The organism is Synechococcus sp. RSCCF101, from assembly GCF_008807075.1.
GTDB lineage: Bacteria > Cyanobacteriota > Cyanobacteriia > PCC-6307 > Cyanobiaceae > RSCCF101.
In genome coordinates, this window is record NZ_CP035632.1 from 1,497,192 (window position 1) to 1,515,469 (window position 18,278).

Annotated in this window: 22 protein-coding genes and 1 tRNA gene; 12 read left to right on the forward strand and 11 right to left on the reverse strand. The window is 66.9% G+C overall.

What is annotated here, in order from left to right; translation table 11 throughout:
• Window positions 1-264: 264 nt before the first annotated feature.
• Together EVJ50_RS14585 and EVJ50_RS07205 are read right to left on the reverse strand one after the other, a co-directional pair.
• Window positions 265-432 carry a hypothetical protein gene (locus EVJ50_RS14585; protein WP_191964713.1) on the reverse strand — a complete coding sequence of 56 codons (168 nt, stop codon included), beginning with the start codon at window positions 430-432 and terminating at the stop codon, window positions 265-267.
• Between the two features lie 113 nt (window positions 433-545).
• Entirely contained in the window at window positions 546-1,667 is a 1,122-nt protein-coding gene (locus EVJ50_RS07205; RefSeq protein ID WP_150883193.1) for a GTP-binding protein, read from the reverse strand.
• A 70-nt stretch (window positions 1,668-1,737) separates the two neighbouring features.
• Between EVJ50_RS07205 and hisIE the strand changes: the two genes are divergently transcribed.
• Complete coding sequence (gene hisIE / locus EVJ50_RS07210; RefSeq protein WP_225322839.1) at window positions 1,738-2,412, forward strand: bifunctional phosphoribosyl-AMP cyclohydrolase/phosphoribosyl-ATP diphosphatase HisIE; 675 nt, start codon at window positions 1,738-1,740, stop codon at window positions 2,410-2,412.
• Here the strand turns inward: hisIE and EVJ50_RS07215 are convergent.
• Both EVJ50_RS07215 and EVJ50_RS07220 read right to left on the reverse strand, forming a co-directional pair.
• The gene (locus EVJ50_RS07215; RefSeq protein ID WP_225322840.1) at window positions 2,409-3,152 is read right to left on the reverse strand and encodes a peptidase; all 744 of its coding nucleotides are present in this window, start codon (window positions 3,150-3,152) and stop codon (window positions 2,409-2,411) included. The genes hisIE and EVJ50_RS07215 overlap by 4 nt on opposite strands.
• Window positions 3,149-3,640 (reverse strand): DUF2214 family protein, encoded by a 492-nt coding sequence (locus tag EVJ50_RS07220; RefSeq protein ID WP_150883195.1) that lies wholly within the window; start codon window positions 3,638-3,640, stop codon window positions 3,149-3,151. The genes EVJ50_RS07215 and EVJ50_RS07220 overlap by 4 nt, the downstream gene beginning before the upstream one ends.
• A 244-nt stretch (window positions 3,641-3,884) precedes the next feature.
• On the opposite strand from EVJ50_RS07220, the gene EVJ50_RS07225 reads away from it, so the two are divergent.
• The 5 genes from EVJ50_RS07225 to EVJ50_RS07245 all read left to right on the forward strand — a co-directional run bounded on the left by EVJ50_RS07225 (window position 3,885) and on the right by EVJ50_RS07245 (window position 6,516).
• Window positions 3,885-4,829 carry a sigma-70 family RNA polymerase sigma factor gene (locus tag EVJ50_RS07225; RefSeq protein WP_150883196.1) on the forward strand — a complete coding sequence of 315 codons (945 nt, stop codon included), beginning with the start codon at window positions 3,885-3,887 and terminating at the stop codon, window positions 4,827-4,829.
• Between the two features lie 97 nt (window positions 4,830-4,926).
• Window positions 4,927-5,313 (forward strand): YkvA family protein, encoded by a 387-nt coding sequence (locus EVJ50_RS07230; RefSeq protein ID WP_150883197.1) that lies wholly within the window; start codon window positions 4,927-4,929, stop codon window positions 5,311-5,313.
• A 32-nt stretch (window positions 5,314-5,345) separates the two neighbouring features.
• Window positions 5,346-5,669 (forward strand): hypothetical protein, encoded by a 324-nt coding sequence (locus tag EVJ50_RS07235; protein ID WP_150883198.1) that lies wholly within the window; start codon window positions 5,346-5,348, stop codon window positions 5,667-5,669.
• An 11-nt stretch (window positions 5,670-5,680) separates the two neighbouring features.
• On the forward strand, window positions 5,681-5,983 hold the full coding sequence (locus EVJ50_RS07240) for a hypothetical protein (RefSeq protein ID WP_225322841.1): 303 nt from the start codon (window positions 5,681-5,683) through the stop codon (window positions 5,981-5,983).
• A 68-nt stretch (window positions 5,984-6,051) separates the two neighbouring features.
• Window positions 6,052-6,516 (forward strand): phosphate-starvation-inducible PsiE family protein, encoded by a 465-nt coding sequence (locus EVJ50_RS07245; protein ID WP_370455457.1) that lies wholly within the window; start codon window positions 6,052-6,054, stop codon window positions 6,514-6,516.
• Here EVJ50_RS07245 and EVJ50_RS07250 read toward each other — a convergent pair.
• The gene (locus EVJ50_RS07250; RefSeq protein WP_150883199.1) at window positions 6,419-6,958 is read right to left on the reverse strand and encodes a Nif11 domain/cupin domain-containing protein; all 540 of its coding nucleotides are present in this window, start codon (window positions 6,956-6,958) and stop codon (window positions 6,419-6,421) included. The genes EVJ50_RS07245 and EVJ50_RS07250 overlap by 98 nt on opposite strands.
• Window positions 6,959-7,057: 99 nt before the next feature.
• On the opposite strand from EVJ50_RS07250, the gene EVJ50_RS07255 reads away from it, so the two are divergent.
• Window positions 7,058-7,417 (forward strand): c-type cytochrome, encoded by a 360-nt coding sequence (locus EVJ50_RS07255; protein WP_150883200.1) that lies wholly within the window; start codon window positions 7,058-7,060, stop codon window positions 7,415-7,417.
• Here EVJ50_RS07255 and EVJ50_RS07260 read toward each other — a convergent pair.
• Entirely contained in the window at window positions 7,393-7,662 is a 270-nt protein-coding gene (locus tag EVJ50_RS07260) for a YciI family protein (RefSeq protein ID WP_150883201.1), read from the reverse strand. The two genes, EVJ50_RS07255 and EVJ50_RS07260, sit on opposite strands and share 25 nt — an antisense overlap.
• Window positions 7,663-7,767: 105 nt before the next feature.
• On the opposite strand from EVJ50_RS07260, the gene EVJ50_RS07265 reads away from it, so the two are divergent.
• A complete protein-coding gene (locus tag EVJ50_RS07265; protein WP_150883202.1) occupies window positions 7,768-8,139 on the forward strand; it encodes an AbrB family transcriptional regulator in 372 nt (123 codons plus the stop codon).
• A 121-nt stretch (window positions 8,140-8,260) separates the two neighbouring features.
• On the opposite strand, the gene trpA is transcribed toward EVJ50_RS07265, so the two are convergent.
• The 3 genes from trpA to ndhL form a co-directional block, all read right to left on the reverse strand.
• A complete protein-coding gene (trpA, locus tag EVJ50_RS07270; RefSeq protein ID WP_370455459.1) occupies window positions 8,261-9,019 on the reverse strand; it encodes a tryptophan synthase subunit alpha in 759 nt (252 codons plus the stop codon).
• Window positions 9,020-9,156: 137 nt separating this feature from the next.
• On the reverse strand, window positions 9,157-9,507 hold the full coding sequence (locus EVJ50_RS07275) for a DUF3007 family protein (protein ID WP_150883204.1): 351 nt from the start codon (window positions 9,505-9,507) through the stop codon (window positions 9,157-9,159).
• A complete protein-coding gene (ndhL, locus tag EVJ50_RS07280) occupies window positions 9,504-9,758 on the reverse strand; it encodes an NAD(P)H-quinone oxidoreductase subunit L (RefSeq protein ID WP_150883205.1) in 255 nt (84 codons plus the stop codon). Before ndhL ends, EVJ50_RS07275 begins: the two co-directional genes overlap by 4 nt.
• Window positions 9,759-10,001: 243 nt before the next feature.
• On the opposite strand from ndhL, the gene EVJ50_RS07285 reads away from it, so the two are divergent.
• The 3 genes from EVJ50_RS07285 (at window position 10,002) to EVJ50_RS07295 (ending at window position 10,972) form a co-directional block, all read left to right on the forward strand.
• Window positions 10,002-10,247 carry a hypothetical protein gene (locus tag EVJ50_RS07285; RefSeq protein WP_150883206.1) on the forward strand — a complete coding sequence of 82 codons (246 nt, stop codon included), beginning with the start codon at window positions 10,002-10,004 and terminating at the stop codon, window positions 10,245-10,247.
• A gap of 10 nt (window positions 10,248-10,257) precedes the next feature.
• Window positions 10,258-10,341 (forward strand) — tRNA-Leu (locus EVJ50_RS07290).
• Between the two features lie 382 nt (window positions 10,342-10,723).
• Window positions 10,724-10,972, forward strand: a complete 249-nt coding sequence (locus tag EVJ50_RS07295; protein WP_150883207.1) for a DUF1651 domain-containing protein — start codon at window positions 10,724-10,726, stop codon at window positions 10,970-10,972.
• A gap of 25 nt (window positions 10,973-10,997) precedes the next feature.
• Here EVJ50_RS07295 and EVJ50_RS07300 read toward each other — a convergent pair whose 3' ends face one another.
• Both EVJ50_RS07300 and EVJ50_RS07305 read right to left on the reverse strand, forming a co-directional pair.
• A complete protein-coding gene (locus EVJ50_RS07300) occupies window positions 10,998-13,913 on the reverse strand; it encodes an EAL domain-containing protein (RefSeq protein ID WP_150883208.1) in 2,916 nt (971 codons plus the stop codon).
• On the reverse strand, window positions 13,900-15,759 hold the full coding sequence (locus EVJ50_RS07305; RefSeq protein ID WP_150883209.1) for a cyclic nucleotide-binding domain-containing protein: 1,860 nt from the start codon (window positions 15,757-15,759) through the stop codon (window positions 13,900-13,902). Before EVJ50_RS07305 ends, EVJ50_RS07300 begins: the two co-directional genes overlap by 14 nt.
• Window positions 15,760-15,898: 139 nt before the next feature.
• Here EVJ50_RS07305 and EVJ50_RS07310 point away from each other — a divergent pair, with 139 nt between their 5' ends.
• Window positions 15,899-18,265 (forward strand): hypothetical protein, encoded by a 2,367-nt coding sequence (locus EVJ50_RS07310; RefSeq protein ID WP_150883210.1) that lies wholly within the window; start codon window positions 15,899-15,901, stop codon window positions 18,263-18,265.
• The last annotated feature ends 13 nt before the right edge of the window (window positions 18,266-18,278 follow it).

Consider the following 18,278-nt stretch of genomic DNA (forward strand, 5'->3'; position numbering starts at 1 on the left):
GGTCTGTGGGTGAGGGGCCGGAGCGCTGATGGACTCAGCAGCCGGACGAGCCGCAACAGCGCTTGACCGACTGGCTGCCTCGGGTCGCCAAGAGCAGGGTCGCTGGGCGCGTCAACGAAACGTTGGAGGAACAGATGTCACTCGCTTCAGATGCCCGAAGGTAAGAAGCGACCGCACAGTGCGAACAGCACATTTGTCGCTTCAGCCCGTCACAAATGAAACAGGGTGCAGTGACGGGCGCCGCGTGGGCTGCGGCGACGTCCTTCAGACGCGGCGGGAGGGACCGGAACGGACGCGGACCGGAATCAGCTCGGGCTGGAGCTGACGCTGCATCAGGCCGCCGCCGGAATTGTCGTCGTCGGAATCGGCAATCAGCCAGCAGAGCAGGCCCACAAGACCCAGGACGGCTGCGGCGGAGAGGAGATCAACCATGGAGCCGGTTCCTCGTCGGGCCGTCACCCTAGTCGGGTTGTCCAGGCCCGGCGACACCCGGGCGACGGTTGTCCGCCCCGGGGGGATCAGGCAGCCGCTGCCACTCGCCGCGCTCAGGCGAAGCCCTTGCCGGCATCGGGGGCGACGCAGGCCTGGAGCTGACGCCGCAGACGGTCGTGATCGAGATCGCGGCCGATCAGCACCAGCTGGTTCTTGCGCTCACCGGGCCAGTCGCTGTCGTCGATCGAGAAGCGCTTGCCGGCCAGGTGGAACACATGGCGCCGTTCGCTCTCGTTGAACCAGAGCACGCCCTTGGCCCGGAACACCCCCGCGGGCAGCTGGTTGTCGAGAAAATGCTGGAACTTGCGCAGGGCGAAGGGCCCGTCGCTGCGGAAGGAGAGCGAGGTGAAGCCTTCGATCGCCAGGTGATCCGGCGAGGCCTCATGGGAGTGGTCGTGATCGTGGTGGTGATCGTGCCCGTGGTGGTGATGGGCAGGACCATGGTCATGACCGTGATGGTCGTGATGGCCTCCATGGCCGTGCCCGTCGTGGTCGTGGTTGTGGTCGTGGCCACCATTCGGCTCGGAGGCCGCGATCCGGTCGCTTTCGAACAGGCCCACGCTCAGCAGCAGGCCCAGCGGCACCTCCGCATTCACGGAGCGGAGGATGCGGGCGTCGGTCTTGATCGCCCGAAGCTCGGCCTCGATGGCCTGCAACCGCTCCTCGGGCACCAGATCGCACTTGTTGAGCATCAGGATGTCGCCGTAGATCACCTGGGAGCGGCCCACCTCACCGGCCAGCAGGCTGTCGTCGAAGTTCTCCGCATCGATCAGAGTCACGATCGAATCCAGCCGCGTGCTGTCGCGCAGCTCGCTGCCGAGAAAGGTCATGGCCACAGGCAGGGGATCGGCCAGGCCGGTGGTCTCCACCACCAGATAGTCGAGCTCGGCCTGCCGTTCCATCAGGCGGTCCACCGCATCGAGCAGCTCGCCATTGATCGAGCAGCAGATGCAGCCGTTGCTGAGCTCGACCATGTCCTCGCTGGTGGCGACGATCAGGTCGTTGTCGATGCCGATCTCGCCGAATTCGTTGACCAGAACGGCGGTCTTGAGCCCCTGCTGGTTGGTGAGGATGTGGTTGAGCAGGGTGGTCTTGCCGGCCCCGAGGAAGCCGGTGAGGATCGTCACCGGCACGCCCTCGGTTCTGGGGAGTGTCGCGGTGTCGCTGGCGGTCATCGAAGCGGAATGGGCATCGGTCCGGCGGCATCATGGCTGCAGTGCACTCCGCTCTGCAGGCGCACCGTCCGTGCCCCCATCCACCCCCTCCTCCCCTGCGGCCGAGAGCTGGCAGGACCGGCTGCGCTTCGACAGCAATGGTCTGCTTCCGGCCATCGCCCAGGACTGGCTCGATGGGGCGGTGCTGATGGTGGCCTGGATGAACCGGCTGGCGCTGGATCACACCCTGGCCAGCGGCGAGGTGCACTACTGGAGCCGCTCCCGTCAGGAGCTCTGGCACAAGGGCGCCACCAGCGGCCACATCCAGACCCTGCGGGGACTCCGCTACGACTGCGACGCCGATGTGCTGCTGCTCACCGTCGAGCAACGCGGCAACGTGGCCTGTCACACCGGCGCCCGCAGCTGCTTCTACAGCGATGGGCTGCCGGGTGAGGCGGTGCTCGAGCCGCCGGCCGATGCCTGCACCGAGCTCTACCGGGTGATCGCGTCGCGCCGCTCATCCCCCCTGGAGGGGAGCTACACGAATCGGCTCCTCGATGGCGGCGACAACCGCATTCTCAAGAAGATCGGCGAGGAGAGCGCCGAGTTCGTCATGGCCTGCAAGGACGGGGAGGAGAAGGCCATCGCCTCGGAGGCCGCCGATCTGCTCTTCCACATGCAGGTGGCCCTGGCTCACCACGGTGTCGACTGGCGGGCCGTGCAGGAGGAACTGGCGCGCCGTCGCGGTGCCCCCAGGCGGGACTAGGGGCGACCGAAGCCGGTGGGCTGGCGGCGCAGCCACTCGAGCGTGCGCCGGTCCCGCTCACTCAGCTTGAGCACGGGCTCGGCTCCGGGAGCCGTGGCCATCGCATCGGCCGCCTCATCGCTGTGCCCCCAGATGCCGAAGGCATGGCCGAGTTCGTGCAGGGCGGTGGCTTCGATGGCCTGCCGCCGCTGATCCGGGCTCACCTGCACCACCACCAGGGGTTCCAGAGGCGACTCCGCGAGGTCCGTGCCCTCCGGCGAGTCGCCCGAACGGTTCACACGCCTGAGCAGGAGCGTGCCGCGGCCGTGACTGGCGCGCCAGACGCCGGCGATCTGCCGGCGCTGCGGCCGGCGCCGCTGCACCAGCACCTGGGCCCGCCCGGCATCGGCAACGCGGACCAAGCTCAGGTGCTGGCTCCAGGTGGAGAGAGCCGCCTCCACCGCCTCGAACCAGCGCCGATCCCAGCGGCTCCCTCCTCCCTCCGGCAACGGCTCGACCCAGACGCACCAGACGGGAAGGATCGGCAGACCCTGATCGGTGGTGGCCAGGCGATCGACGTAGGTGCCTGGGACCGTGTGCCGAAGCGCCCGGAACACTGCCGGCTCCGGATCGCTGTGGGCAAAGACCTCGCCGCACGGCTCATCGGGACCGGCCAACGTGGGCGCACCGCCTGCACACACGGCAGCCATTGCGGCGAGGGCCGCCGCGCCCAGTCGCGGCCGCAGCAGCGCCGCGATCACGCCGCCGGCAGGCCCACGCCGCGGGCCATCAGGGTGGCGAGGAAGGGGATCAGGGCGAAACCGGCGATCTCGATGTTGATGATCCAGCCCAGACGGCGGGCCAGCGCGTCGCTCACCTGCGGCAACTCACCCTTGCGCAGGGGAATCGCCCAGAGGATGTAGGTGATGGTGGGGTAGAGGGAGAGGGCGCCAACGGAGAGGTAAAGCCCCACCTTCCACCAGAAGAGCGGATTCTCTGTGTAGAAGGGCGTGGGCTGGGCGTAGTGCACGACCCGAAGGATGCCGCTCACCAGCAGCGCCAGGGCGGCGATTCCGTACACCACATCGGTGATGACCATGGCGATGGCCTCACGCCGATCCGGCGAGGGCTTCAGGATGCGGCGCTCCAGGACCAGGGCTCCGAAGCAGACCATGAAGCTCAGGTAGTGCACATAGGCCACGCCGGCGCGGGCGAGCGTGTCGCTGGGGATGGAGAGCAGGCCGGTCACCGGGTGCGGTTCAGGGGCTCAGACCGTAACCAGCGGGCCGGGCCCATGGGCTGCGCTGCGATCCGACCGGGGCGGGCATCAGCGGGTCCGGGAGCGAGCGAGGGCCCGGAACGCAAGAAACCAATGAACAAAAGTTCACCGAAATAAGTCTGAAGTTGGAATGAAGTCTGAAAACCAAAGTCTTTACGTTGCTCTCAAACGATGCCTCCTGATCCCCTAGCTTCAAAACAGCGAACTGAGGGTCATGGCGAGTTCTCTGAGTGTGTTCCTGGGCGAGATCGGCCGCCATCAACTGCTCACGCCCGAACAGGAGCTCACCCTCGGCCGCAAGGTGCAGGCGATGATGACGCTGCGCGAACAGTGGGCTGCCGGCAGCGTCGGCACCGCGGATGCAACGGCTCCCGAGCACGACCCCAGCCCGCAGGAACGCCGCACCCTGCGCCTGGGCGAGCGGGCCAAACACCAGATGATCACTGCCAACCTGCGGCTGGTTGTGAATCTGGCCAAGCGCTACCAGGGCAAGGGTCTGGATCTGCTGGACCTGATCCAGGAGGGCACGCTCGGCCTCACACGTGCGGTGGAGAAATATGACCCCACCCGCGGCCATCGCTTCAGTACTTATGCCTACTGGTGGATCCGTCAGGGTCTGAATCGCGCCCTGTCCACTCAGAGCCGCACCATCCGCATTCCGGTCAACGTCAACGAGAAACTCACCCGCATGCGCGCGGCCAAGGCCCGGCTGATGCAGGAGCACGGCGCGTCCCCCACTCCCGAGCAGCTGGCCGGCGCCCTCAACCTGCCACTCGCGGATGTGGAGGATCTGCTGGCCTGTGAGTTGCGCAGCGTCACCGTCAGCCTGCAGGGGGTGGTGAAGTCGAAATCGGACCCGTCCGAGCTGGTGGATGTGCTCCCCAGTGAGGAGATGCCGCCACTGGAGCGGGCCGAACTCGACGAACGCAGCGCCTCGGCCTGGAAGCTGCTCGACCAGTCGAACCTCACACCGAAGGAACGCACCGTGGTGATGCTGCGCTTCGGGCTGGACGGCAGCAATGAGTGGCGCACCCTGGCGGAGGTGGCCCGGCAGATGGGCTGCAGCCGCGAATACTGCCGCCAGGTGGTGCAGCGAGCCCTGCGCAAGCTGCGCAAATCCGCCATCCAGGACGGACTGGCCGAGATCGCCCTCGACTGAGGGCCTGCCTGGCCCGACAGACCGCCGGGGGGAGACCCGCTCTGGTGTGTCGGTTCGGATCCGCACATAGTGGATGGCTCAGCAGCCTGTGGGTGCCATGGCCTCCTCCAGCCGTTCCAGTTCCGCTCCGCCCGAGAACGGTGTGGTGGATGCCGAAGTGGTGGACAGCAGCGTGGTGGACGAGGGCGTGCTCTGGCGCGTGCTGCGGCAGGCCGGCCGCACCCTCGCCCTGCCGGCCCTGGAGTGCTTCGAAGTGATGCTCGATCCGGCCACACCGCCCCAGGTGCGCCTGACCATGCTCGCGGCCCTCACCTATCTGGTGATGCCGCTGGATCTCATCCCGGATTTCATCCCGGTGGGGGGCTTCAGCGATGATCTGGTGGCCCTCACGGCACTGATGAGTGTCTGGCGGGGCCACCTGACCCCCGACATCCGCCGCCGGGCACGCCATCGGCTCGACCGCTGGTTTCCACCCACGCGCTGATCCGGCCGCAGCGGCCCTCCTTCCGCCGAACCATGGCCCCCGACCTCTCCCCTGACGATCGCGAGGCCCTCGAGCATCTCCTGCGCGACTGGCTGCGCCATTGCGGCCGGCGGCAGTCCGACCTGAGGCGGGCCCTGCGGGTTCCCTCCAGCCGGATGCCGGTGATCCTCGACGCCCTTGATGCGGTGCATCAGCGCGAGGGGCTCCGGGGTCTGGCCAGCACCCTGTGTCGGATCGAGGGCGAGTGGAAGGAGCAGACGCCCGCCGACGATGCGCCGGAGGGGCTGTCAGAAGCGAATGTGGACGCCCAGCTTGATCTCCTGCTCCAGGAGATTCGTCAGAGTGGGGGCAGATGAGGCCTGCGCCCATGCCCGGAACCCGCCCTCCCCTCCGACGCCGCCGTCCGGCGCCGGCCGTGTCATCGCTGCGACCGAAGGCAGGGGTTCTCAGCCTGGGCCTGCTGACGGCGATCCTGCTGCTGCCGGCTGCGGCCCTGGCCCAGCGGGAGAGCTTCCTGCTCGGCCCGAGCAGCAAGTCGGGACCCGGCAGCACCATCGTTCCCACCAACTGCGTCACCGAGGTGGACGGCACCATCACCTGTGACACCAGCGTGGAACGCTCCCCCAGCGACACGCCGGCCCGCATTCAGTACGACCCCTTCTCGAACTGACGGTGTCGGATCCGCAGAATTCCAAGCGTCGGTCATTCCTGGCTCAGGTCGACCGGGGCGAAAAGTTGGTGGCGAAGATCCTCACCGTGGTGATGGGGGTGGTGATCGTTGCCTCGATCGTGCAGCTGATCGTGGGGGTCAGCACCAAACTCGCCCAGCCCGACTCGGCCACCTGGCTCGGCGACAGCCTGATCAAGGTGCTGGGTGACACCCTCACCATCCTGATCGCCCTGGAGGTGCTCCAGAACATCACCAGCTACCTGCGCCGCCATGTGGTGCAGGTGGAGCTGGTGCTCGTCACCGCCCTCACCGCCGTGGCCCGGAAGGTGATCGTTCTCCCCGCCGGCGCCGAGGACAAACCGGCCCTGCTCGGTGGCCTGGCGCTGGCCACCCTGGCCCTTGCAGCGGCCTACTGGCTCGTGCGTCAGCCGGTGCTCAACCCGGAGGCCACTCGCCCGTCCAGAGCAGCGTCAGCCAGATCGTCCCTGGATCGGGATCCGTCCGCTGCACACGGTGGCGACGACCGGCACTGATCCACAGCTGATCGCCGGCACTCAGATCCCGCTCCTGCGCCTCATCCGCGAAGCGCAGACGCGCGCTGCCCCGCAGCAGCAGCACCCACTCATGCTCCTGCTGCTCACACCACACATCCTCCGGGTGGCTGAAGCCATTGGAGTGGATCCTCTCGAGACGCCAGGTCGGCTGATGCAGGAGCACATCCAGGCGCTCCTGCCCGGGCGCGGGGCAGCTGGAGCACAACAGATTGTCCTGACCGGCTGATACGGCATCGCTGCCCCGATCGCCCCAGCGCGTGCCGATGCTGAATCCCCAGGACCGGGCCAGCTGCACCACCTCGTTGTGATGGCTGCAGGCGGCCAGTTGCTGACGTCGCTGCGGTTGCGCCTCCAGGCTGCGCACCAGGTCCTGCAGCGATGCCACCTTGGCGAGGAAGCGAATCAGATCCTCTTCCGCCACGGCTCGCTGATCACAGGTCCTCACCTTGTCACACATCACCCCAGGAGCTGCGGAGAAGGCGATTGAGCACAGTGGAGGCGACGCTCCATTGATGTGCTCATGCGGCAACCCACACGATCCCTCCAGAGCCGTCTTGCCGGACTGCTGCTGATCGCTCTGCTGTTGCTGCCGATCGCACGTCCCGCCGCTGCGGTGACGCCTCCATCGGGCCAGAGCCTGTTCCAGCAGCACTGTGCCGGTTGCCACATCAATGGCGGCAACATCATCCGGCGCGGCAAAACCCTCAAGCTCAACGCGCTTGAGCGGGCGGGGCTTGCCGACCCTCAGGCCATCGCCCGCGTGGCAGCCGAAGGCATCGGCCAGATGAGCGGCTATGGAGAGGTGCTCGGCAGCGGTGGCGCCGAACGTGTGGGGGAATGGGTGTGGCAGCAGGCTCAGAATGCCTGGATCCAGGGGTAGACCTGCAGCTCGATCCAGATTCCCTGGCGCCAGTAGACATCCTGCCGCAGGAGTGCATCCACCCACTCACGGCTCTCCGCCTCGAAGATGGCGAAGAGGTGGCTGCTGTCCTGCGTGGGGCCCAGGGTGATCAGAGAACCCTCCTGCTTGAGGGTCTTGAGGCGATCGAGATGCTCCTGGCGGAAGGGTGTTCGCTTCTCGATCGCACCCTCGCAGTAGCGACCCCAGACAACGAATCGCGCCATGTTCAGACCTCGGCTTCAGAGCTTCTCAGCATTCTGACGTGAAGAGACTTGCTGCCAGGCACCCTTGAAGCGCTATGTTTGGCGAGATGATTCAAAGGTTCACCAATGCTCACCGGCAGTGATCTTCTGGCCAAGGTCAAGGAGCTCGGCGATGTCTCCAAGTCTGAACTGGTCCGCTCCTGCGGCTACGTGTCCTCCAAGAAGGACGGCAGCGAGCGGTTGAACTTCACCGCCTTCTACGAGGCCCTGCTCGAGGCCAAGGGTGTGAGCCTCGGTGGCGGTGCAGGCGCCGGCATCGGCAAGGGCGGCCGCAAACTCAGCTACGTGGCCACCGTTCAGGGCAATGGCAATCTGCTCATCGGCAAGGCCTACACCGCCCTTCTGGATCTCAAGCCCGGCGACGAATTCGAGATCAAGCTCGGCCGCAAACAGATCCGTCTGGTGCCTGTGGGCGGCACCGACGAAGACGAGGAGTGATCAGCTGGCCTCGCCGAAAGGCAGGCCAGCACTGGCCTGAGGGGATCTCTCCCCTCAGGCCGTCTCCATGATCTGAAGCCGAGGGCTCACGTCCTGCCGGACCGGTGAACCGACCCGCGGCTCAGGCCGTTGCGGTGTCGTCGAGCGCGCGCCGCAACGCTCCACAGAACACACCAGCAGCCTCGGCAACAGGTTGGGCCTTCTGCCCGGCTGATGCCATCAACCGCACAAGGGCACTGCCGACAATCGCGCCATCGGCACCCCAGTCGCGCACCTGCTGCACCTGATCGGGGCCGGAGATGCCGAACCCGACAGCCACTGGGATGGTGCTGAGCTCTTTCAGCTGCCGCACACGATCGCCCACGGCCTGCTGCAACTGGGCCCGCTCACCGGTGACTCCCGTCACGCTGACGAGATAGAGGAAGCCGCGGCTGGCCGCCGCGATGCGCCGGAGGCGTTCCACCGGCGTGGTGGGTGCAACCAGTAGCACCAGATCAAGTCCGTGATCGGCAGCGATCGGTGAGAGCAGGTCCGCTTCCTCCAGGGGAAGATCGGGCACCACGAGCCCGGCGGCACCGGCTTCGGCCGCCTCGCGGCAGAAGCGTTCCATGCCCCGGTTCAACAGGGGATTGCTGTAGGTGAACAACACCACAGGCAGCCGCAGCTGATCACGCAGCGAGGCCAGCATCTCCAGCACCCTGGCGGGCGTGGTTCCAGCCTTCAGAGCGCGGGAGGCGGCAGCCTGAATCACCGGTCCATCGGCAAGAGGATCGCTGTAGGGGATGCCGAGCTCCACCAGATCAGCGCCATGACGCTGCAGCGCCAGAAGGGTGTCGGCCGTGACGTTCAGATCCGGGTCGCCGGCCATGAGGAACGGCATCAATGCACAGCGCTGCTGTTGACGCAGTGCGCTGAACAGGGAGCTGATCGCTGTGTCTCGGGCGCCTGCGGCGGGAGTGGGGAGTCCTGTCAAGCCGTCAGGCACGGATGCAGCGGTCAGACTATGCCGGCGGCGGCTCAGAGCCCGGCCGATTCGGCCCGGTCAGCATCGTCCACCTGGCCCACTTCCTCCAGCAGTTCACGCTGCTGTTCCGGGCTGAGCTCTTCGAAGCGGCGCATCAATGCGTCGTCGGTGGCGGCGTCATAACCGGCGCGATAGCGACGCCGCTGCTCCATGAAGGTCATGCGGCCGCTGACGACGCGCACCAGGTATGTGCCGGTCCAACCGAGCACGATCAGCACCAGCATGGCCTGGGCGGCAATGCCCGCCTGAGCGGCCTCAAGCCCGACGCGCTGGAAGAGTCCATAGCCCGCCGCTCCCAGAAGGAATACGGCCAGGCCGAGGAGCAGAGCCCGTCCGCGCGTCATGAGAGTTCGCCCTGACCCTTGAGGCGGAAGTTCAAGAAGGGAGCGAAGACGATCAGGCCGGGGAAGAACAGAAACACCAGCCCGTACACGCCGAGACGCTCAAGCTTGCTCATCACCACCCAGCGTCGCTGCATCCAGACGTAGAGCAGCAGCGGCACCACCACCAGATAGAGGCCGCCCAGGCTGAGATAGGCGCCGATCACCAACCAGCTCTCCAGGCTGATGCTGCTCAGAAACCCGGGCAGAGTCATGGCTCGGAGGCTGCAATGAACACCGGGCCAACTGTACGGGCCACACCGGGAGAACGAATCGACAGGCGCAAAGTGGCACACCAGCCACGAGACCGACTGAGACGGAACAAGCCAGATCAATCGGCGCTCCACCGCCGACGACGCTCTCAACCGGTCTCACAACGCGACCAGCCGCTCTCGCCAGCCCACGGAACCACAGGCTCAAGGCCGGGTGTGACTGGCACACGACTGGCCGAGGCACTCTTGACCCCGACCCTTGCATCTCGCGCCTGGCTCGCCAACGTGTGTCTGTTGTTCATCGCTCCCCTCATGGCCCTGAAGCGGTTGCTGCGGGATGGCAGCTGGTGGCGGCAGCACGCAGAGGCTCTGAGCCAGTGGCAGATGGCCCGGGGCGAGCGTCCCGCCGGACGCAGCCCCATCACCCTCGAAGCCCTGCGCATCCAGGCGCGGGATGGCGCCGGGCCTGGTGCGGCGGCCTCGCGCCTCTGAGACAGCCGCCGGGGGCATGGCGAAATCGGTAGACGCAGCGGACTTAAAATCCGCAGACCGCAAGGTTGTGGGGGTTCAAGTCCCCCTGCCCCCATCCATCACTCCGCTGAGCTGACTCCCCCTGCCTCCACAGCAACGCCGCTGCAGCCGTGATCGCGGCGGCAAGAGCAGGCCACCGGTTCAGACCTGACATCACTCCAACGGCAAGCCGCAGCGACAGGCCCGTGTCCAAAGCCCGGCGGCGAACGGCCTGCGACTGAGACGGCCGCCCATGACGATGCGGACCCGTTGCGACAACCCGCTCAGGGCGCGCACCTCGGAGAGGGCCATCCGGGGTCGCTTGACCGCTGCACCAATCACGGCTAGTACGGGTGTACTTGCGGCCGAACCATGCCTGTCGCCTCCCCCTACGCCACCTTCCGGGCTCAGGACTGGAACTCCGGCCCATGCCCTCTCCCCCGCACCGATCAGCACCCATGGGACAGCAAGGCTGGCTGCAGCACCCCACGAGCACGGAAACGAAACGCTTCCACCGCGACACGACGCACTGGACGGAGACCCCGATGGTCTTCATCGATTCAGGGCGACCTCTTCCTGGGCAGCCCGCTCTGCTGAAGAGCCGCTCCTACGTGCACCGCGATGAGGCCACCGCGCTCTGGCAGCGCCTGCGCCGACAGGGGTGGAAGCCGGTCGCACCCCAATGGGGCGAGTCCGAGGAGGTCTAGCGGCCGGCGCCGGCAGGCTCGAACGTCAGGGCGCCGGGGACTCGGGTGGATGGCCTGCGCCCGCCGCGGCAGCCGGTGCCGGCAGCGGGCTCTCATTCGGCCAGCGCCGCAGAAAAGCCAGGAAATCGCCAGCGGAAAGCGGTCGGGCGAAGTAATAGCCCTGCCCCACCGTGCAGCCCCGCTCGCGCAGACACCGGGCCTGGGCCTCGTCTTCCACGCCCTCGGCCACGGTGGTGAGATCCATCGCCTTGGCCAGGGCCAGGATCGACTCCACGATCGCCAGGTCCTCGCGGCTGCTGGGCAGGGCCATCACGAACGACTGATCAATCTTGAGGCGATCGATCGGCAGACGCTTGAGCTGGGCGAGAGAGGAATAGGCCGTGCCGAAATCATCGATCGACAGGTTGAGGCCCCGCTCCCGCAGGGCCCGCAGGGTGTGAACCTGCTCCTCGGGGTGGGTCATGATGAAGTCCTCGTTCACCTCCAGTTCCAGATGGGAGGTGGGGAAGCCTGTTTCGGCCACCACGCTGTCGATCACCTCCAGCAGCTGGCCGGACTGGATCTGCGGGCCGGCGATGTTCACCGCCACCAGGCCGACATCGATGCCCTGATCCAGCCAGATCCGGCCCTGCCGGCAGGCCTCGCCGAGCACCCAGCGGCCGATCTCCTCGATCATGCCGTTCTGCTCGGCGATGTCGATGAAATCGCGGGTGCTGATGGAGGACGACAGCGCGCCGTGCCAGCGCACCAGCACCTCCACGCCGGCGATGCGGTTGCTGGCCAGATCGATCTGCGGTTGGTAGAGCAGCTCCAGCTCCTGCTGCTGGATCGACTGGCGAATGGCGTTGGAGCAGGCCAGGTGGCGGGCCGAGTGCTCGGCCATCTCGCGGGAGAAGAAGCGATGGGCATTGCCACCGCTCTCCTTGGCCTTGTACATGGCCGCATCGGCGTGCTGCAGCAGCACCTCGGACGTGGTGCCGTCGTCGGGATAGAGGCTGACCCCGATGGAGCTGGTGAGAAAGAGCTGGTGGCCATCCACCTCCACCGGGTCGCGGTAGAGGGAGAGGATCTTCTTCACCACGATCTGCACGGCATCACTATCGGGAATCGACTCGAGCACGGCAACGAACTCATCACCGCCGAAGTGAGCCAGGGTGTCGTTGGCGCGGAACAGGGCCTTCATGCGATCGGACACAGCCAGCAGCACGATGTCACCCACCTCGTGACCGAGGCTGTCGTTGATGCTCTTGAAATGATCGAGGTCCATGAACATCACCGCCACCTTGCGGCCCTCCCGATCGGCCCGTTTGAGGCTCTCCTCCAGCCGCTTCTTCAGCATCAGCCGGTTCGGCAGACGCGTGAGCGGATGGGTGTGGGCCATGTCGTAGAGCATGGCCTCGCTCTGCTTGAGGCTGGAGATGTCGGTGAACACCGCCACATAGCCGGTTTTTGTGTTCGCGCTGTCGCGCACCACGTTGATGGTCAGCAATTCGGCGAAGAGAGAGCCGTCCTTGCGGCGGTTCCAGATCTCGCCCTGCCACTGGTCGTGGCGTTGGAGATCGTTCCACATCTGGCCGTAAAACACATCATCGTGCCGATCCGACTTCAGGAAGCTGGGCTTCTGACCCAGCGCTTCGGCCTCCGAATACCCCGTGATCCGGCAGAACGACTGGTTGACCTTGATGATGGCATTGCTCGCATCGGTGATCATCACGCCGTCGGCCGTGTGCTCGAAGGCCACAGCTGAGATCTTCAGGTCCTTGGCCGTCTCGGCCAGCAACGCCATGGTGCGCTTCCGCTGGACGGCGCGCCAGATCTGGTTGAACAGCAGCTGCATGGTCTCCACGTCCGACTGCTTGTAGCCCGAGGGCTTGTTGCCCACTCCCGCGATCATCACCACGCGTCCGTCTTCGATCACAGGAACCGTGAGGAAGCGAGCCAGGTGGGCGTGGCCCTCCGGTAATCCCCTGCGATGGCTGGCTTTGGCGTAGTCGTTCACCACCACAGGCCGCTTCTGCCGGATCGCATCGGCCCAGATGCCGGCTTCCGCCACGGGATAGTGGGCGTCATGCACCGCGTGGCAATAGCCCGACAGCGTGCGGCGAGACCAGGTGATCAGCTCGATCGAGTGGCCGTCTTCATTGACGAAATGCAGGAAGCCGATGGTGCTGCCGGTGAGGGATTCGGCCACCTCGAGGCCGTCCTGGAGAAAATCCTGCTCGTGCTCCCCTTCCGAAAGCCTGGGAATCGTGAGCAGCGCCTGAGTGCGGGCGCTGTCGAGACGCAGCAGCATCAGGCTGCGCAGCAACAGCCACAGCCAGACGCTCAGCAGAGCGAAGAAGAAAACGATGAACAGCGTGGTGCGTTGTTCAACCCTCCGTTGCACCCGCTTGGAATCAGCCAGGAAGGTGGCAGCTTGCTGCTCGGCAAACTCCTGAACGTCGTTCATTTCCAGGAGCAAGGAGTTGATGTACTCTCTGCCCTTTCCCTTCGTGAGCGCCGCCGCCGCCTCCCGCTTGCCAGCGAGGCTGAGGGCAATCACCTCCTGACGAATCGGTCGCCAGTCAGCGAACGCCTTCCTCAGGCTGGTGATCTTGTCGAGGTCGCCGAGAAAGCGCTCCTCGATCACATCAGACAGACCGAAGACTCGGCCTTCAAGCTCATAAACCGAGTTCGCACGGTCACGGATGGCCGCGTCATTCTCGGCCAGCACCACATCCTTCATGTCGCGGTGCATCTCCACGATCGCCGCCCGAATCCCCCAGACACTGCGACTCACCGTGAACAGGTGGCGGTGGAGGTTCTCCGTCAGCTGGGCCAGCTGCCGCTGCGACTGGATCGTGATCCCGAGCGACACGAGCATGGCTCCGGACACCACGGCGAGGCCCGTCAGCAGGGGATGATCGCGGAGCGCGGTCCGCAGCCGCCTAGCCAGCGCCATGGGGGGATGCGTTGAGGCCGTTGACGTAGATGATCGCCAGAAAACCGAGAATGGTGGACAGACCCACCACCGAGCCACCCTTGGCGTAGGACTCGGGCAGCATCGTTTCGGAGATCACCGTGAGCATGGCGCCGGCCGCCATGGCACCGATCAGCGACACCCAGCGGTCCGACACGCCCTGAAACACCGCGGCGCCCAGAGCGGCCAGCACCCCGGTGAGCAGGGCCAGGCCGGCCCACATGCCCAGGATCATGAAGGGGGGGAATCCCTGCTGTCGCATGCCGTGGGAGCTGGAGAGGGCCTCCGGGTAGTTGGCGATGAACAGCCCCAGCAGCAGCGAGGAGCTCAGGGGTGCGGCGATCACATGGGCGCCGATGGTGAGGGCTTCGGGGATGCCGTCCATCAGCAGGCCGATCCAGATGGCCAGCGGCGCCGAGCCGCGGCTGTTCACCTCATCCAGCACCACGCTGGCCGAGGGCAGCAGGTGGCCGCGGTGCATCTCGTGCAGGGCCCGGTTCACCCAGCGCTCGCTCAGATCGACCGTGAACCCCTGCTTGCCCTGCAGATAGGTGCGGACCCGCTCATCGCTGAGGAACAGACGCACGGCCTCATCCAGAGCGGCACTGCGTTCCAGCAGATGGTCGAAGTCCTCCCGCCGCAGCGCCCAGGCGGACCCGGTGGTGCGGGCCACCGCGGTGACGGTGTGGTCCACGCCGGTGACGAAGGACAGCTCCCCCAGGGCCTCGCCGCCCCGGATCAGGCGCGGTCGCCGCCGGGGCTGACGGGGATCGAGCAGCTCCACCTCTCCGCGCTCCAGCAGGAACAGCCGCTCGGCCTCCTCACCGGCCTGGAAGAAGGCGTGCCCGTCATCGAAGCGGCCGTAGACCAGACGATCCGCCACCTGCTCGAGGTCGTCCTCCGGCAGGTTGGCGAACACCGGGAACTTGCCGATGTGGCGGGCCTGCGCCTGGAAGGCGGCGATGTGGCGATCAATGGTCACCGCATCGGGCAGGTGGCGCGTGGCCATCAGCGCCTGCCGGGCTGCGGCCACCCAGGCCTCCGCCTGCTGCCGCGGCAGCTGTTCCCGCTCCTCCAGGTAGCTGAGCAGCTCCGGATGGTGCAGGCGGGCGGCGATGTGGCGGCTGAAGCTGAGCGACTCCTGCAGCAGCCGCTCGAAGTCGGGCCGGCTGAGGATGGCGAGCTGGGCCTCGGAGGCACACACGGCCGCCATCCGGTGCGGTGTGCCGGTGAGAAACGCCAGCCGGCCCACGCTGCCAAAGGGGCCGACGCTGGCGTACAGGCCGTCATCCCGGCCCGGATCGAGCAGATGCACCGCTCCCTCCAGCACCAGGTAGAGGCTTTCGCCCGGGTCGTTGCTGCGGAAGAGGGTGTGGCGTTCGCTGTAGGCGGCCACCTGAACGCAGGCCGCCAGGTCCTGCAGATCGCTGATCGGCAGGCCGCGGAACAGATCCACCGCCGCCAGCTGCCGCACCCGGCGCCGGCGCAGGCGGGCGCTCTCGGCGCTGAGGTGGGAGAGCATGGTGGCGGGCTTGCGCAGGAAGCCGCCGCTGCCATTCACCAGCGCGTTCACGAGCGTGTAGAAAAGGCTGCCGGCCACGCTTCCCACCCCCAGCTCGAGCAGGTGCCCCTTGGCCTGGGCGCTGCCCACCAGATCGATCACGAGGGCCGAGAGCAGGGCCCCGGCGCCGAAGGCGATGAGCACCGCGCTCGTGCGGTTGCGGGGCCGCCAGAGCAGGCCGGTGGCCGCGCCGAGCGGCATCGAACAGGCCGACACCACACCGGCCAGAAAGGGCTGACTCGCGATCTGGGCCAGGACTGCCGCCATCGGGTGCCGCGCAGCCGGGGCTGCTCATGGGAGCCGGTCGCATTGTGATCGGGCCGGGCGGAGCCGGCCATGTCTTCAGATGACGGCGCGTTGACCGCCGGGCCGGCCATGCCGAGGTTGGGTTTTTCCCGACGCTCCGATGGCCCATCTGCGGATCGCAGGCGAGGTGCGCTCAGGCCAGGGTCCCCAGGGGGGATCGGAGCTGCTGCTCCTGCAGGCGAGCGGCGATGGCGGACATCCCAGGCTGCTCGGCCGCAGCCGGGCCTCGGCGGATGGCCGCTTCCTCTTCGAGGACGTGGCTCCAGCCGGCGACGGGCTGATCTATCTGGTTGCCAACCTGGCTGGGGAAGCTCCGGCGGGCGGGCCGCCCCTGCAGCTGGCGGCGGTGGTGGGTTCCCCCCAGACGGCCACAGAAGACCTGGTGGTCAACGAGCTCAGCACGGTGGCCACCGCCTGGAGCCTCAACCCCTTCCTCGAGGGCGCGGAGCTGAGCGGCCCCCAGCGCTCGCTGAGCATCGGTGAGGCCACGTACCGCAACCTGGTTCAGGCGGATGGCACGGTGGCCCCACGGCTGGCGGCCGGTGAGCAGGGCAGCAGAACCTTCCTCACCCTCTCCAATCTTCTGGCGGCCTGCATCAGCGACCCGAGCGGCAGCTGCCCGGTGCTGTTCAACCATGCGGTCAATGCCGAGGGAGAGCCGGCGGGCTCCACCCTGGACGCCCTGCTCAACCTGGCCCGGGCGCCGTTGAGCGTCAGCGAGCCACTGATCGCGCTGGCCCTGGAGGATCCGGCCTACAGCGGCGGCTGGCCTCCGGGCAGAACACCGCAGGCCTGGGTGCTGAGCCTGGTGCACTTCGCGCCCGATGCCGAGGGGCGCAATCCGCTCAATGGCCCGGGCAACATCGCGATCGGCCGCGAGGGCCAGCTCTGGGTCACGAACAACTACACGCCGGAAGGCGATCCACCCTTCCCCGCCAACACCCTGATCAATCTCGATCCGGGCGGCAATCTGATTCAGCCCGAGCCCCTGAGCGGCGGCGGCCTCTACGGAGCCGGCTTCGGCATCGGCATCGACCCGGAGGGACGCATCTGGGTCGGCAACTACGGCTTCGGTGGCGAGAACCCGATCACCGATGAGGCGGCCCTGATTCCGCTGCGGGGCAACGGCAACAGCGTGTCGGCCTTCAGCCCGGAGGGAGAAGCGCTCTCTCCGGATGGGCCGAAACTCCCGCAGCGGGTGCCCAGCGGCGGCTTCACCCAGGGCGACATGCTCGGCCCCCAGGGAACCGTGTCCGACCAGGAGGGGAACATCTGGATCGCCAGCAACCGCGAGACGCGACGCCAGGAGAGCAAGGTGGTGCTCTACCTGGATGGTGAGCCGGAGAATCCCTGGAATCCGGAGCCCTTTGTTCATCCCGATCTGAGCGAACCGTTCGACATCGCCATCGACGCCGATGGTGATGCCTGGGTGGCCTTCACCGAAGGTGGCCAGTACGGCAACGGCGGTGTGGTGGAACTCCGCTACGACCGGCTCACCCGCCAATATCTGAGCCGCAGCTACCTGGATCCGGACTTCAATGGCCCCTGGGCGATCGCCGTGGCCAGCGACGGTGAGGTCTGGTTCACCAACAGCGGCGGTCGCCGAGGTTCCACCGTGAACGTGATCGACCCCGAGTCGGGCCAGATCGACACCTTCAGCCTGAGCGAGGACGAGCTCGGTGTCTGGGGGATCAATCTCGATGCCGCAGGCAACGCGTTCGTCAACGCCTTCAAACAGGAGTCGATCTATGTGGTGAGCGGCAAGGACCAGCTCGTGGCCGGAGAACTGGTGCGGCGGGGCGAGCTGCTCTCCCCCGCCGAGGGCTACCGCATCGAGGGCACCCTGTTCCGTGGCACCGGCCTCGAACTCGATCCGGCGGGCAACCTCTGGGTGGCGAACAACTACCAGACCAACCCGCGCAACTACGGCGGGCGCAACGTGATCGAGTACGTGGGCCTCGGTGCCCCGGTGGACACGCCCCTGATCGGGCCGGTGCAGGCGGCCGATGCCACGGCGGCAAAGGAGTCAGGCGATGCACCTGAGGACAAGCCTGTGGTGGAGGTGCTGGGCCTCTACCGCCTGTTCAGTGCCGATGGCGCAGTGATCGACCGCTTCGACAGCGATGGCGACGGCCGCAGCAACGACACGATCCGCCCCGGAGAGAGCGGCTACGCCGAAGCGGTGGTGCGCGACCTGATCACGGGCCGTGTACTGAATGAGGACGACCCGGAGCCGTTCCGTGTGCCTGACGGTGGATCGTGGCAGGACAGGCTCGCCGCGGCCCGAGGAGCCGGCTTCGCCACCGTGTTGCTCACCACCCGCGGCAACGATCTCGAGGTTGAAGACGTTGTGGACCGCTTTCTGAGCTCCAATCCGGGCAACCTGCTGCCGGCCCCGGGCGACGAGGCCACATCGGCCTTCGCCTTCTTCGGGTTTGAGGCGGCCAATCCGAGGCTGATGGCCTGAGCCATCCTCCGAA

Coding starts and splice junctions, on each gene's coding strand:
- EVJ50_RS07235 (WP_150883198.1), top strand. CDS start 5,346: ATGGCCCCCGACCTCTCCCCTGACGATCGCGAGGCCCTCGAGCATCTC.
- EVJ50_RS07225 (WP_150883196.1), top strand. CDS start 3,885: ATGGCGAGTTCTCTGAGTGTGTTCCTGGGCGAGATCGGCCGCCATCAA.
- EVJ50_RS07275 (WP_150883204.1), bottom strand. CDS start 9,507: ATGACGCGCGGACGGGCTCTGCTCCTCGGCCTGGCCGTATTCCTTCTG.
- EVJ50_RS07205 (WP_150883193.1), bottom strand. CDS start 1,667: ATGACCGCCAGCGACACCGCGACACTCCCCAGAACCGAGGGCGTGCCG.
- trpA (WP_370455459.1), bottom strand. CDS start 9,019: ATGCCGTTCCTCATGGCCGGCGACCCGGATCTGAACGTCACGGCCGAC.
- EVJ50_RS07295 (WP_150883207.1), top strand. CDS start 10,724: ATGGGACAGCAAGGCTGGCTGCAGCACCCCACGAGCACGGAAACGAAA.
- EVJ50_RS07240 (WP_225322841.1), top strand. CDS start 5,681: ATGCCCGGAACCCGCCCTCCCCTCCGACGCCGCCGTCCGGCGCCGGCC.
- EVJ50_RS07230 (WP_150883197.1), top strand. CDS start 4,927: ATGGCCTCCTCCAGCCGTTCCAGTTCCGCTCCGCCCGAGAACGGTGTG.
- EVJ50_RS07310 (WP_150883210.1), top strand. CDS start 15,899: ATGGCCCATCTGCGGATCGCAGGCGAGGTGCGCTCAGGCCAGGGTCCC.
- EVJ50_RS07255 (WP_150883200.1), top strand. CDS start 7,058: ATGCGGCAACCCACACGATCCCTCCAGAGCCGTCTTGCCGGACTGCTG.
- EVJ50_RS07305 (WP_150883209.1), bottom strand. CDS start 15,759: ATGGCGGCAGTCCTGGCCCAGATCGCGAGTCAGCCCTTTCTGGCCGGT.
- EVJ50_RS14585 (WP_191964713.1), bottom strand. CDS start 432: ATGGTTGATCTCCTCTCCGCCGCAGCCGTCCTGGGTCTTGTGGGCCTG.
- ndhL (WP_150883205.1), bottom strand. CDS start 9,758: ATGACTCTGCCCGGGTTTCTGAGCAGCATCAGCCTGGAGAGCTGGTTG.
- EVJ50_RS07265 (WP_150883202.1), top strand. CDS start 7,768: ATGCTCACCGGCAGTGATCTTCTGGCCAAGGTCAAGGAGCTCGGCGAT.
- EVJ50_RS07260 (WP_150883201.1), bottom strand. CDS start 7,662: ATGGCGCGATTCGTTGTCTGGGGTCGCTACTGCGAGGGTGCGATCGAG.
- EVJ50_RS07300 (WP_150883208.1), bottom strand. CDS start 13,913: ATGGCGCTGGCTAGGCGGCTGCGGACCGCGCTCCGCGATCATCCCCTG.